Source organism: Acetivibrio cellulolyticus CD2 (assembly GCF_000179595.2).
GTDB classification, from domain to species: domain Bacteria; phylum Bacillota; class Clostridia; order Acetivibrionales; family Acetivibrionaceae; genus Acetivibrio; species Acetivibrio cellulolyticus.
On sequence record NZ_JH556659.1, the window covers coordinates 706,994 to 721,866 of the forward strand.

The following is a 14,873-nucleotide window of genomic DNA, read 5'->3' on the forward strand; positions in this document are numbered from 1 at the left end:
TGGGCTAGGAGGTTTTTAATGCTGGATCTGATGGAAGTAACTATAGATAATAAGCAGTTATTTGACCAATATATAAGCAAGCATAATCCGCAGGTTTCAGAATTGAGTTTTACGAATATCTTTATGTGGCGCAATTCTTACAAATTCAGGTTTGGAAAAGTTGGTGAACTTCTCTGTCTGATTTCTGTACCCGATGATACTGAGCCATTTGCATTTGAACCCATTGGAGAATATTCAGAAGAAGGTTTTAAACAAGCGATTGATGAGATAAAGGAATATTTTAGGGCTAAGGGATGGAAGCTGATATTTAAGAGGGTGGAAGAGGATAAGCTCAACTTTTTTGAAAAATATTTTGGAGATGAGATAGATATAACTCATGACAGAGATAACAGCGATTATGTTTACCTTTCTCAGGACCTCATAAATTTGTCAGGAAAGAAGTATCACGGGAAGAAAAATCATATAAATAGTTTTAAGAAACAGTATGAATATGAATACGTCAGGCTAAGCGAAGATTTGATTGGAGAATGTGTAAGGATAAATGAAGAGTGGTGTGCACGGCGAAGTTGCGATCTGCATAAAGGTCTTTACTGCGAAAAAATGGCCAATAACGAAGTGTTAAGTAATTTTAAGGGACTTGGTTTTGAAGGCGCATTGATAAAAGTTAACGGAAGATATGAAGCGTATACTGTAGGGGAAATATTAAATCAGAATACGGCTGTAATTCATATAGAAAAGGCAAATGATGATATCCGAGGTCTTTATACTTTTATTAACCAACAATTTTGTGAAAATTGTTGGAAGGATGTAGAGTATGTAAACAGGGAGCAGGACCTTGGTGTAGAAGGACTCAGAAAGGCTAAACTATCATATAATCCTGTCAGGTTTGTCAAGAAATACGTTATAGCTTATAAATACGTATAAAAAGTTCATTTGAGATAATAATACTTATGATTGGCCTTGTTACGGATTTAGTGGTTAGACTGAAGTTTTTTAATACAAAATCATTAGTTTGTTAAAAAATTATTTATTTTTATATTAAGGGTATTGAAAATAAAAATGAAATAATATAAAATGATTAATGTTGCATGAGAATGTTTCCAATGGATGAATAATTTACACCATTCATGCTACACAATAGCTAATATATTAATTCAATATAAATACATAGGAGGGAATTTTAATGGCAGTTAAAGTAGGTATTAATGGTTTTGGACGTATAGGACGTCTAGTTTTCAGAGCATCTTTGAATAACCCAAATGTTCAAGTAGTAGGTATAAACGACCCATTTATTGATCTTGAATACATGAAATACATGCTTCAATATGATACAGTACATGGTCAATTCAAAGGAACAATAGGTGAAGATAATGGTAAATTAGTTGTAAACGGTAAAGCAATCAGCGTTTATGCAGCTATGAATCCTGAAGAAATTCCTTGGAAAGATTGCGGAGCAGATTATGTTGTTGAATCAACAGGTGTATTCACTACAACAGAAAAAGCTGCAGCTCACTTTAAAGGCGGAGCTAAGAAAGTTGTTATCAGTGCTCCTTCAGCAGACGCTCCAATGTTCGTAATGGGCGTTAACAATGATAAATATACTAAGGACATGAACGTTGTATCAAATGCTTCATGTACTACAAACTGTTTGGCACCTTTAGCAAAAGTTCTTCACGATAACTTCGGTATCGTTGAAGGTTTGATGACTACAGTTCATGCTACAACTGCTACACAGAAAACTGTTGACGGTCCTTCAAAGAAAGACTGGAGAGGTGGACGTGCAGCTGCTGGTAACATAATTCCTTCATCAACTGGAGCAGCTAAAGCAGTTGGAAAAGTTATTCCTGAATTGAACGGTAAATTGACAGGTATGTCCTTCAGAGTACCAACTCTTGACGTATCAGTTGTTGATCTCACTTGCCGTTTGGAAAAATCAGCTACTTACGAAGAAATTAAAGCAGCTATGAAGAAAGCATCAGAAAATGAATTAAAGGGTATCCTTGGATACACTGAAGATGAAGTTGTTTCATCAGATTTTACTGGTGATTCACGTACATCAATATTTGATGCTAAAGCTGGTATACCTTTAAACGGTAACTTCGTTAAATTAGTTTCATGGTATGACAACGAATGGGGTTATTCAAACAAAGTTGTTGACTTGATTGCATACATGGCAACTGTTGACGCTAAATAATTGAGTGTAATTTTTTAAATAAAAAAGGTTCGGTTATTTAGTAACCGGACCTTTTTCTAAAAAATTAAAGGAGCGCGAATAATTATGGCATTTATAAACAAAAAGACCATTGAAGATGTAGATGTTAAAGGCAAAAAGGTAATTGTAAGAGTGGATTTTAATGTACCGCTTGATGAAAACAAAAAAATTACAGATGATAATAGAATAGTAGGAGCTCTTCCTACAATTAAATATTTAGTTGATAAAGGTGCAAAGACAATATTGGTTTCACACCTTGGAAGACCAAAAGACGGTTTTGAAGATAAATATAGCATGAAGCCTACCGCAGTAAGACTCGGTGAGCTTTTAGGCAAAGAAGTAATTATGGCTAAAGATGTTATCGGTGAAGATGCAAAGGCTAAAGCTGCTGCACTTAAAGATGGCGAAGTGTTAATGCTTGAAAATGTAAGATTCCACAAGGAAGAAACAAAAAATGATGCTGCTTTCTCAAAAGAATTGGCAAGCATGGCAGAAGTATATGTAAATGATGCTTTTGGAACAGCTCACAGAGCACATTCTTCAACAGCAGGTCTTGCAGATTATCTGCCTGCAGTATGTGGATATCTGATTCAGAAAGAAATCGAAGTTATGGGTAAAGCCCTTTCAAATCCGGAAAGGCCTTTCGTAGCAATTCTAGGTGGAGCTAAAGTTTCCGATAAGATTGCAGTTATAGAAAATCTCATTGATAAAGTTGATACATTGATAGTTGGCGGAGGTATGGCTTACACCTTCTTTAAAGCGAAGGGATATGGCATCGGTACTTCCATATGTGAAGACGATAAAGTTGATCTTGCAAAGAGTCTTTTGGACAAAGCTGCAAGTAAAGGTGTTAAATTATTGCTTCCTTTAGATAATGTTTTAGGTAAGGAATTTAATAACGATACAGAACGCCAGACAGTTGACTCTGATAAGATACCTGACGGATGGATGGGTATGGACATTGGACCTAAGACAGTTGCTGCTTATTCAAGCGAAATCAAAAATGCTAAGACTGTAGTTTGGAACGGTCCTATGGGAGTATTTGAGTTTTCAAACTTTGAAAATGGTACAAAAGAAGTTGCAAAAGCTGTTGCTGAATCAGGTTCAGTATCCATAATAGGTGGAGGAGACTCTGCAGCTGCTGTTGAGCAACTTGGTTTTGCCGATAAAATTACGCATATTTCCACAGGTGGTGGAGCTTCATTAGAATTCCTTGAAGGAAAGGTACTTCCAGGAATAGACGTACTTTTGGATAAATAAGGGGAGAGGTAAATAACTATGAGTAGAGTAAAAATTGCAGCAGGAAACTGGAAAATGAATAAAACAGCTAAAGAAGCTGTTGAATTTGTAGAAGCATTAAAATCAAGAGTAGCAGGAGCTGACGCAGAAGTTGTTGTTGGTGTGCCATTTGTTTGCATACCAGGAGTTAAAAAAGCAGCTGAAGGTTCAAATATCAAAGTAGCTGCACAGAATATGCATTGGGAAGCAAACGGTGCATTTACAGGTGAAGTATCAGGACTTATGCTTGCTGATCTTGGAGTAGATTACGTAATAATCGGTCACTCTGAAAGAAGACAGTATTTTGCTGAAACTGATGAAACAGTTAACAAAAAAGCTCATGCAGTATTCAAATACGGTATGAAGCCTATCATTTGTGTAGGTGAAACACTTACTCAAAGAGAACAAGGTGTTACAGCTGAGCTTGTTGGATATCAGGTAAAGATAGCTTTACTTGGTTTATCAGCAGAGCAAGTTAAGGAAACTGTTATTGCATACGAACCAATTTGGGCTATTGGAACAGGTAAAACTGCTACAAATGATCAGGCTGAAGAAGTTTGTGCAATTATCAGAAACGTAGTTAAAGAATTATATGGTAACGATGTAGCTCAGGCTGTTAGAATTCAGTACGGCGGAAGCGTAAATGCTGCTAACGCATCAGAAATCTTTGCTATGCCAAACATAGACGGTGGACTTGTTGGTGGCGCAAGTCTTAAACTTGACGATTTCGAAAAAATCGCAAAGTATAACAAGTAAGATTTTGCTAAATCATTGATGATTATATGTAACCCTCCGGTTATAAATACTGGGGGGTTAGTTATATCAAGATTAATGGCGATATGCAATTACATACGTTTGTGTTAAGTGGAAAATGTGCAATAAAGTTGAATGGAGAGTGTATTATGAAAGATAAATTGGTTGCATTGATAATTTTGGACGGATTTGGAATAAATCCTAAAACTGAGGGAAATGCCATAGCAGAAGCAAAAAAGCCGAACATAGACAAATTATTAAAAGAATACCCTAATACCGTAATTAGAACCAGCGGTATGGATGTTGGACTCCCACATGGGCAGATGGGTAACTCTGAAGTTGGACATACCAATATTGGTGCAGGAAGAATTGTTTATCAGGAATTGACCCGTATAACAAAATCTATAGAAGATGGTGATTTCTTCGATAAGGAAGAGTTTTTAAGTGCTATAGATAATTGTAAGAAGAACAACTCCAAGCTTCACTTGTTCGGACTTCTTTCAGACGGCGGTGTTCATAGCCATAATACCCATCTTTATGGGTTGGTTGAGCTTGCTAAGAGGCAGAATTTTAAAGATGTATTTATACACTGCTTCTTTGATGGAAGAGATGTTGCGCCTGACAGTGCTAAAGGTTTTGTTGAGCAGCTCGAAGCAAAGCTTAAGGAAATCGGAGTAGGTAAAATTGCTTCTGTAATGGGTAGATATTATTCAATGGATAGAGACAACAGATGGGAAAGAGTACAGCTTGCATATGATGCAATGGTACTAGGCAGTGGTCTTGAAGCTTCAAGTGCCGGTGAAGCAGTTGCAGTTTCCTATGCAAAAGAAGAATATGATGAATTCGTTAAGCCTACAGTAATTAAGGAAAACGGAAATCCGGTTGCTACTATTGATAAAAACGATTCGATTATTTTCTTTAACTTCAGACCTGACAGAGCAAGAGAAATTACAAGGACTTTCACAGATGAGGATTTTGCAGGATTTACAAGGGGAAAAGGTTATTTGCCTGTTAAATTTGTTTGTATGACACAGTATGACAAGACAATTAAGAATGCAGTTGTAGCATTCAAACCACAAAGTCTTGAAAATACTTTTGGCGAATACATAAGTAGAAAGGGTCTAAGGCAGCTTCGTATTGCCGAAACTGAGAAATATGCCCATGTTACATTCTTCTTCAATGGCGGAGTTGAGGCTGAATATGAAGGAGAAGACAGAGCCCTTATCAATTCACCAAAGGTTGCAACCTATGACCTCAAACCTGAAATGAGTGCATATGAAGTTACTGATGAAGTAGTGAAGAGGATTAACTCAAAGGAATATGATGTAATTATATTGAATTATGCCAATCCAGACATGGTTGGACATACAGGATTTATTGATGCTGCTAAAGCAGCTGTTGAGGCGGTTGATGAATGTCTGGGAAGAGTTATAGCTGCAATACAGGCACAAAATGGTGTGGCTCTTATAACAGCTGACCACGGTAATTCTGAGCAAATGCTCGATTATGAAACTGGTGGACCATTCACTGCACATACCACAAATCCTGTTCCGTTGATTGCAGTGGGACTTGGTGATGTTAAGCTAAAGGAAGGAAGACTTGCAGACCTGGCTCCTACAATGCTTGATATAATGAAGCTTGACAAACCGGCTGAGATGACGGGGGAATCCTTAATAGTTAAATAGTTAGCTTAAGAGCTCTGGAGCCAATCTAGGGCTCCTTTTTTCAACTCTTTCGAACAAAATGAAATATGAAAAACGTAGGGGCTAGACGGTCTGGAATTTATATTACATCTCTTTTGGATACGAGTACAGTAGGATTTACCAACTATAAAAAACATATAATTGAGGAGAGATTGGGGGTAAAATAAATAAAAGAGTACCTATTCAGGGTACGGGCATCCTTGTTGCTGATGACTATGGATTATTTATATATCTGTATCTCAATGTTGCTTTTAGCCTCTACTGAGAGATTAATTTAATAAAGCTTGAAATTGTTAATTATTCATTTAAGCAGATAATGTTTTTTAAGGATAATTCAAATATCTAAATCATATGTTTAACGTTAATAACTAGCGAAATCCTACTGGTAATAGAAAGCCTATCAAGGCTTTTTTGTTTGTTAAGGAGTTATGTTACAGTTTGTAAGATTAAGAAATCATTTAGTATATGTTGGTTTACATTAGTGTAAATAATTGTTAGAATAAATAATGGTATAGAGAATTTATAATTATTTATGGGGGGTAACAAAATGACAAAGAGAAAACGACTGATTTCTATGATTGTCTCAAGTGTATTATTAATTCATGTAATGATATCATCTATGCTTACTTCTTTTGGATTCAATCAGGCTGAAGCTGCGACTGAAATTCCAAGTAAGTTAATTGTAGGTGATGTGGATGGGAATGGGACTATAAACAGCATAGACTTTGCTCTTATGAGAATGGTGCTGTTAGGGTTAAAAAGTGATTTTCCAGCAGAAGATGATCTTTGGGTCTCAGACGTCACAGGCGACGGTAATTTCAATAGTATTGATTTTGCCTATATGAGAATGTATTTGTTAGGGATGTTAAAGGAGTTTCCGAAGAAGGATGCTGTAGTTACGCCAACGTTCACGCCAACAGTTACGCCAACAAAGTCGCCAACACCAACAGTGACACCAACAAAGGTACCAACACCAACAGTGACGCCAACAAAGTCACCAACCCCGACTGTGACACCAACAGTACCGTTGCAAACGTTAACACCAATACCAAACGATGTTGCAAGAAATAAGATAGCAGCATGCTCATCTTATACAGGTAATGGGTTCGAAGCTGACAAAGCACTTGATGGAATCTTGAATACCATGTGGTCCGCAAAGGGTTTGGGACAGTGGATTAGAATTGATTTAGGAAATGAATTTACCATAAATAAAACAGAATTTGTGGCAGGCGAAAATAAAGCTTATAAGTACAAAATTGAAGCTTCAATGGATGATGAGAACTATGCAGTGATAGTTGATAAAACGTCTAATACTATGGCTTCAGATACATATACCGACAGTTTGAAGGAGACAAAAGCAAGATTTATAAAACTGACTTTGACCGGAAGTGCTGATGGAACAGTTTCTGTAAAGGAGCTTAGGGTATTTAGAACCACACAAACTCCATTTCCTTCAATACTGCCATTACCATCACCAATAATTGTTACAGATTATATAAGGCCATATGTGACCTTAAACCTACAAACTGAGAAGGTTTCTGTAAATGGAAGCGTTCAAATTACTGCTGCTGCATCGGATGATGTGGGGGTCGTATCAAAGACTCTAAAAGTCAATGGAACAGTTATTGCTTTGAATGAACAAGGTATAGCAACATATACGCCCAAAACAGCAGGGGTATATAAGGTGGAATTTCTTGCAGATGACAAGGCAGGCAATCAGGGATACACTTCAAAAGAACTCAGATGTGTGACCACTTCAGATGGTGCTGCACCCCAGGCTTCAATAGCCTCTCCTGAATTTGGAGGTTTTGCAGGTATGCCTATAGAAATAAAGGGTACAGCAAAGGATGCAAATATTTGCAATTATGTTCTAGAATACAGTGAAAAAGGTAAAAACAATTACATACGCTTTGCAGAGGGCACAACAAATGTGGAAGCCGGTGTGTTGGGCAAATTTGATCCTAATGTTGTGAAGAAAGGGTTATATGATTTAAGACTAACTGTATATGATAATGGAGGACTTTCGAGTCAGGCAGCTACAACAGTTCTTGCTGAGGGAAAAATGTCCTTAAGGAAATTTAGTGTAGCATATACTGATATTTCAATACCTGTAGTAAACGGAATGCCACTTGAAATGAAAAGATATTATGACAGCACATGTAAGACAAAGGGCGATTTCGGCTACGGATGGACCTCTGAAATAGAGGGTATAAGGTTAACTGAAATCTCTCAGTTGACGGAAGGCTGGTCAAAAAATTCGGCTCTAGGAGTTTACTTTGTAAAGGAGGATAAGCCCCATTACATAGTAGTAACATATCCTGACGGAAAAACAGATAAATTCTTAGTAAAGTTGAAGAATATTGAAGCAACCGATCCTATGGGCTATTATAGTTTGGGTACAGAAGGCATTGGAAGTTTTGAAGTGATTTTCGAACCTATATCGGGAACCTATTCAAAATTGACAGCTGAAAATACAGAAGTGCATATTTATGACAATCTATCGAGCAATGTATTTGGACTTTGGCAATATCCCATATATGATTTTTCGGAAGAAGTGTATAAACAGGGTAAGTATACACTTACAACTCAGGACGGCACAGTAATCAAGTTTGATGCATCCGGAAAGGTTGAGAGCCTTAACGATTCTTATGGTGCGAAAATAGTACCGCAAACTGACGGATTACAGTACACAAGAGGTACAGTTACCAAAAAGCTAACCTATTCAAAGCCTGATGGAGTAATAAACAGTGCATCAGATTTAAAACAAAATGGTGTTGTTTATGAATACGACCAATATGGCGACCTTGTATCCTTTACAGATTTGGAAAAACATAAGACAAAATTCATTTATGACAGCCAGCACAGAATGACGAAGGTTATAAACGCTGATAATGAGCTTATAACCAAAAACGTCTATGACGAGACGGGCAGACTTGTTTATGTCTATGACGCCGCTAACAGAAAAAGTGAATTTAAGCAGGAGACAGTAGATTCAAAAGAGATAATTACAGTTATAGACAGAAGAGGTAATCCTACCATTTACACCTTCAAAGCTGACGGCAATCTTGAGAGTGTTGAGGATGCTGAACATAATACAACTAGTTATGCATATAAGGAAAATGGACTGGTTGATACTGTAAAAGGTCCGAAGGGAAACTTCTCGTACACCTATGAAATGTATGACAACGGGACAATAAAGAAAACCACAATTACAGATGAGAAAGGAAATTATGTTGAGAGCTATTATGATGAGAAGGGTAATATAGATACTATATGCGACTTTTCAAATCCCTCGTTGAAATTGGTGGATAATGATTACGACGCAAATGGAAGGCTTTCACAGACAAAGGATGGAGAAGGCGGAACTACCATTTTAGGATATGATTCTGGTAACAGAATTGGAACGGTTACAGACCAGATGAATAAAAAAATCCTTCAATTCCACTACGATTCTGTTACCGGAAACTTAGACACGCAAACGGACGCACTTGGTGTTGTAACCAGTTTTAAGGAATACGATGCAAATGGAAGATGGGGCAAAGCAGAGTTTACAAGAACTATAAGTGAAGGAATTACCGAAATTGTATCTACCAGCAACATTTATGACAACATGGGGCGTGTAACTGAGAATACTGATGGAGTGGGTAGAGTTTCAAAAGCATACTACAATGGGATTGGTAAAATAGGAACATACACAGATAAGTACCAAAATACTTTAAGCTATCAGTACGATTGTTTGGGTAATTTGACACAAGTAGATTATCCGGACAAATCAAGTGAAAAGTATACTTATGATGAAGAAGGCAATGTGAGTTCCTATACTGACAGGGACTCAAAAACTGTTTACTATACCTATGATGCTATGAACAGGGTGGAATATGTAATATATCAGGACGGCTCATATGTGAAATATGATTACAATGAAGCTGGAAAGATAAAAAAGGTAACCGACCAGAGAGGAAATTCTACTGAGAATAAGTATGACAGCCTTGGAAGATTGGAATATGTTTTCAATTCAGCAAAACCAGAAGATAAAGTGCAGTACATCTACTCAAATAAACCTTATCCTGACGAAATGCTCGATGCAAAGGGTAATAAATTTGTATACAGCTATAATTCAAACGGCAAATTGGAGACAATCAAATATTTAGATGATACTACATATGAAATTTTGTATGATAATGCCGGAAGGGTGTCAATTGTAACCGATCAGAATAAAAAGGCCACAAAATATGACTATAAGGATAACGGACTTCTTGAAAAAGTGACCCTTGCATATGGAATTGAGGGCAAGGAAGAAACTTGGATTTACGATTATGATGAGGCGGGAAATCTAAAGAGCATAGAAGATCCAAGAGGCAAAGTGACAAAAATGGAGTCTGACGGCGTTGGCAGGCTTAAGAGGCAGACTCTAGCTCTAAAGATGTACATGGAAGCTTCCTATGATGATGAAAAGAGGGAAGTTACGGTAACAGATTATAACAAAAAGCCAATCGTGTATAAATACGATGCCAACATGAGGCTTGATATTAAAGAAGTAGGCAGCGAAAATACCATTGACTTTGATTACACAAATGAGGGATATATAAAGAAGGTAGAAGATAAAAACGGCACAACAAGTTATGAATATGACGATTTGTACAGGCTGACAAAGAAAACAAACCCAGACAACACCACTATAGAGTATTTCTATGATTGGGCTGGAAATTTTACAGGTATAAGGACAAAAGGCGGGGCAACAAGCTATGTATACGATGCTTACAACCGACTTTCCAAGGTAATTGGAAATGACAATAAAGCTACCAAATACTTATATGATGCAGTTGGAAATCTTGAATATATATTGCATCAGGATGGCTACAAAACCCAGTATATTTATGATAACCAAAACAGGCTGACGGATATAAATAGATTAAAACCTGATGGTGTAACGGTGGAATATAACTACCACTATCAATTGGGTTTTGCCGGAGAACGCAAAAAGCTAACAGAAACCAGTGGACGTATTGTGGAATATGATTATGACGATTGCTACAGACTTAAAAAAGAAGAGATAACAGACCCTGTACTTGGAAACAGACTAATCACATATCAATACGACAAGGCAGGAAACAGGCTTGAAAAGAATGATAACGGAGTTATAACCAAATATGATCCTGATGATAACAACAGGATTAAGAGTGAAGGCAGTATCATTTACGATTATGATGACAACGGCAATTTGAAAACCAAAGTTGATGGAACTAAAACGACAACTTATGGTTATGATGGGGAAAACCGACTTATATCAGTGACTGAAACAGACTCAGGCAAAACAAATGTTGAAACCTATGAGTACGACTGGGAAGGAAATAGAATCAGCAAGACAAGAAATGGAGTAAAGGTGAAATACCTTGTAGACAGCAATGGCCTTGCACAGGTTATAGAAGAGCGTGACAGCAAGGGCAATTTACTGGTATACTATACCTATGGAAATGACCTTATAAGCCAAACTAGAGGTAATGTAACAAGCTACTACCATTATGACGGAATAGGAAGTACAAGAAGGCTAACAGATAAAGATGGGAATGTAACCGATACATACATTTATGATGCTTTCGGCAATTTGTTGAACAGAACGGGTAACACAGAAAACAGCTATATGTTTGCAGGAGAGCAATACGATGCAAACAGTGGATTATACTACCTGAGGGCTAGATACATGAACCCGCAGAATGGTAATTTCATAACCATGGATCCATACAGCGGAAGCCTGAATGACCCGACAAGCCTGCACAAATACCTCTATGCAAATGCAAGTCCTGTGAACTTTACAGACCCTACAGGATACTTCTCAATACCTGAATTGATGATATCCTTTGATATTAACGGAGTTCTGGATACCCTAAACTGTGTGGCACTTTCAGCATTGAGAAATGCAGCGATAGGTGCAGTCGCAGGAGCAGTTTTTGGAGGAGTAGAAGCACAAATAAACGGAAGAAATATAATAGAAGGCGTAATAAATGGATCAATAAGCGGTGCTGCGTATAGCGAATTAGTGACCTTTGCAGAGTTAAGGCTGTTATTGGGAGTAATAGGGGTAAAGGACGGAGTAGAAGGAGTATTTGCAGCAATAGAAGATGAAGACTATAATTTGGCAGCAGCTAGAGCTGGAATGTGCCTACTTGCGGTATTGTCGCTAAAAAGTGAAATGTTTAATAAAACTGCTGGTTTCAATTGCGCGGGAGTTGGTAACAAGGGACAGAGCAATGTTTCAAAAGTTTTTTGGGCAAGTGGGCAAGAAGCAAAAACTGCAGCAGAACAATTTGCACTTAAAAATGGAGGAAAGACGCTAGAGATGACGTTTACTGGTAAAATACTTGAAAAAGGAAATAGTATATTTGGATTTAATAACAAAATATTAAACTTCCTTTGGGGGAAGGCTTCAGTGAATTTTGCAAATAAAGCTTCAGGTTCTATTAATGTAATTATCAAAGATAGCACAGTTAATCCTAAGGGAGTGTTTAACAACACAGAACTCCCAATCCTTTGGGAGAAACTAATGGATGGAATTGTTGAATCAATAAAAATTAATCATATTCCGTAGGAAGTGCATGTTTTATGAATATAGATATAAACAGAAAATATTTTGTAATTATTTGGTTAAGGCAAGACTTAGAAAAGACACTTAAAAAAGAAAAAATAGAATTTATTAATAATGACGCTTTTCAGTGTAAAATAGATGGATCAATTTGGATTAAAAGATTTTCTCAATATAATTCAGAATTTGAGTTTTCTGGATTAATGAGACTACCAGAGTTAGACTTTTTAGAACTTTGGAATTTATTGTTGTTTTCGAAAATTGAGAATAATAGAATTGGTTCAATCCTTATCATTGAAGAGTTGTATGGAGAAGACTTATTAGAAATTCTTTTGGAAATGAGAAATAATAATGGGATTTCTAAAAAAGAGAAACAAGCACTAAAACTAATAAAGCAGTATTCTTTACCTTTTGGAGTGTTCCATTGGAAGAGGAATACAGATCTAAACCAGGATGAAAAAATAAAAATAATTGATGTTTGGACTAGAATTAATGAAGTAATTACTGAACTAATAAGCCGTTAGGAAGGAATTATATGGATATGATATTTTCTTCGTTTTTTAGGAAGGAAAAAAATAAGTGCTTCATGGATAGGGGAATCTTGATATTGGCATTTGGGGATAAGCCTGATGTAATTGATGAAGCAGAAAATGATGTAAAGATTTTTTCTCAACATACAAATAATGTAAAGTTTGAAAAATGCAATACTATTACTCATGTAATCAATTTAATAAAGCAAAATCAGCCTGAGATACTCCACTTATTATCTAAATTTGATTCAAATGGTAAAATAAGTGATAATTATGGTAACTCACTGAATCTTGGGGAAATAATGAAGGTTGCGGAGAATGCTGGAGTAAATATATTCATTTCTGCTAGTGAGAATAATTTTGAATATTTAAAAAACGAAAGCATAAACTCCAAAAGCATGATTTTTTTGACTATTCTACAAAGAAATAGGTACTATGAATCCTTCCTAAATGGACTTGTAAGTGGAATAACCGCTACTGGCAATTTTGCAGCAACATATGTAAAACTTGCCCCACAATATGAAAATGGGCAAAGAGGGTTACCGCTTCCAGGGTCGATAGCTGTATGCCCTGGAAAGAATGGCAAGAATATTGTTCTTTGGTCAAATGCACAATGAGCTAAACAAATAACCATAAGGCATAGGGAGATATATTGAGGGTTCTTCCATCTAAACATTAAAAACCTTACAAAAAAAGGCGTTTTAATAACACCGATTTATCAACATGATGCCGGGATTAGTATAATAGCTAGTTCCGGCTTTATAATTTAAAGGCGGGCTTATGTAAGGCCAGTAATTTGTAATTCCATGTAGATTTAAAATAAAATGGTGTTGTTTATGAATACGACCAATATGGCGACCTTGTATCCTTTACAGATTTGGAAAAACATAAGACAAAATTCATTTATGACAGCCAGCACAGAATGACGAAGGTTATAAACGCTGATAATGAGCTTATAACCAAAAACGTCTATGACGAGACGGGCAGACTTGTTTATGTCTATGACGCCGCTAACAGAAAAAGTGAATTTAAGCAGGAGACAGTAGATTCAAAAGAGATAATTACAGTTATAGACAGAAGAGGTAATCCTACCATTTACACCTTCAAAGCTGACGGCAATCTTGAGAGTGTTGAGGATGCTGCACATAATACAACTAGTTATGCATATAAGGAAAATGGACTGGTTGATACTGTAAAAGGTCCGAAGGGAAACTTCTCGTACACCTATGAAATGTATGACAACGGGACAATAAAGAAAACCACAATTACAGATGAGAAAGGAAATTATGTTGAGAGCTATTATGATGAGAAGGGTAATATAGATACTGTATGCGACTTTTCAAATCCCTCGTTGAAATTGGTGGATAATGATTACGACGCAAATGGAAGGCTTTCACAGACAAAGGATGGAGAAGGCGGAACTACCATTTTAGGATATGATTCTGGTAACAGAATTGGAACGGTTACAGACCAGATGAATAAAAAAATCCTTCAATTCCACTACGATTCTGTTACCGGAAACTTAGACACGCAAACGGACGCACTTGGTGTTGTAACCAGTTTTAAGGAATACGATGCAAATGGAAGATGGGGCAAAGCAGAGTTTACAAGAACTATAAGTGAAGGAATTACCGAAATTGTATCCACCAGCAACATTTATGACAACATGGGGCGTGTAACTGAAAATACTGATGGAGTGGGTAGAGTTTCAAAAGCATACTACAATGGAATTGGTAAAATAGGAACATACACAGATAAGTACCAAAATACTTTAAGCTATCAGTACGATTGTTTGGGTAATTTGACACAAGTAGATT

General features: G+C 36.7%; 8 protein-coding genes and 1 pseudogene. All 9 read left to right on the forward strand.

The window, feature by feature from the left end; genetic code table 11:
* The first annotated feature begins 18 nt into the window (after nt 1–18).
* On the forward strand, nt 19–924 hold the full coding sequence (locus ACECE_RS0223045; protein ID WP_010251550.1) for a DUF2156 domain-containing protein: 906 nt from the start codon (nt 19–21) through the stop codon (nt 922–924).
* 259 nt (nt 925–1,183) lie between these two features.
* Nucleotides 1,184–2,194, forward strand: a complete 1,011-nt coding sequence (gap, locus tag ACECE_RS0223050; protein WP_010251552.1) for a type I glyceraldehyde-3-phosphate dehydrogenase — start codon at nt 1,184–1,186, stop codon at nt 2,192–2,194.
* 84 nt (nt 2,195–2,278) lie between these two features.
* The gene (locus ACECE_RS0223055) at nt 2,279–3,472 is read left to right on the forward strand and encodes a phosphoglycerate kinase (RefSeq protein ID WP_010251554.1); all 1,194 of its coding nucleotides are present in this window, start codon (nt 2,279–2,281) and stop codon (nt 3,470–3,472) included.
* 18 nt (nt 3,473–3,490) lie between these two features.
* Nucleotides 3,491–4,246, forward strand: a complete 756-nt coding sequence (gene tpiA / locus ACECE_RS0223060) for a triose-phosphate isomerase (RefSeq protein WP_010251556.1) — start codon at nt 3,491–3,493, stop codon at nt 4,244–4,246.
* Nucleotides 4,247–4,392: 146 nt separating this feature from the next.
* A complete protein-coding gene (gene gpmI / locus ACECE_RS0223065) occupies nt 4,393–5,928 on the forward strand; it encodes a 2,3-bisphosphoglycerate-independent phosphoglycerate mutase (protein WP_010251558.1) in 1,536 nt (511 codons plus the stop codon).
* A gap of 565 nt (nt 5,929–6,493) precedes the next feature.
* Nucleotides 6,494–12,532, forward strand: coding sequence for a discoidin domain-containing protein (locus ACECE_RS0223070; RefSeq protein WP_010251560.1), 6,039 nt, complete (start codon nt 6,494–6,496; stop codon nt 12,530–12,532).
* A gap of 14 nt (nt 12,533–12,546) precedes the next feature.
* Nucleotides 12,547–13,050: a hypothetical protein gene (locus tag ACECE_RS0223075; RefSeq protein WP_010251562.1), complete on the forward strand. Its 504-nt coding sequence runs from the start codon at nt 12,547–12,549 to the stop codon at nt 13,048–13,050.
* 11 nt (nt 13,051–13,061) lie between these two features.
* Nucleotides 13,062–13,673 carry a hypothetical protein gene (locus ACECE_RS0223080; protein WP_010251564.1) on the forward strand — a complete coding sequence of 204 codons (612 nt, stop codon included), beginning with the start codon at nt 13,062–13,064 and terminating at the stop codon, nt 13,671–13,673.
* Nucleotides 13,674–13,933: 260 nt separating this feature from the next.
* Nucleotides 13,934–14,873: pseudogene (locus ACECE_RS28695) on the forward strand (sugar-binding protein); the annotation flags it as partial.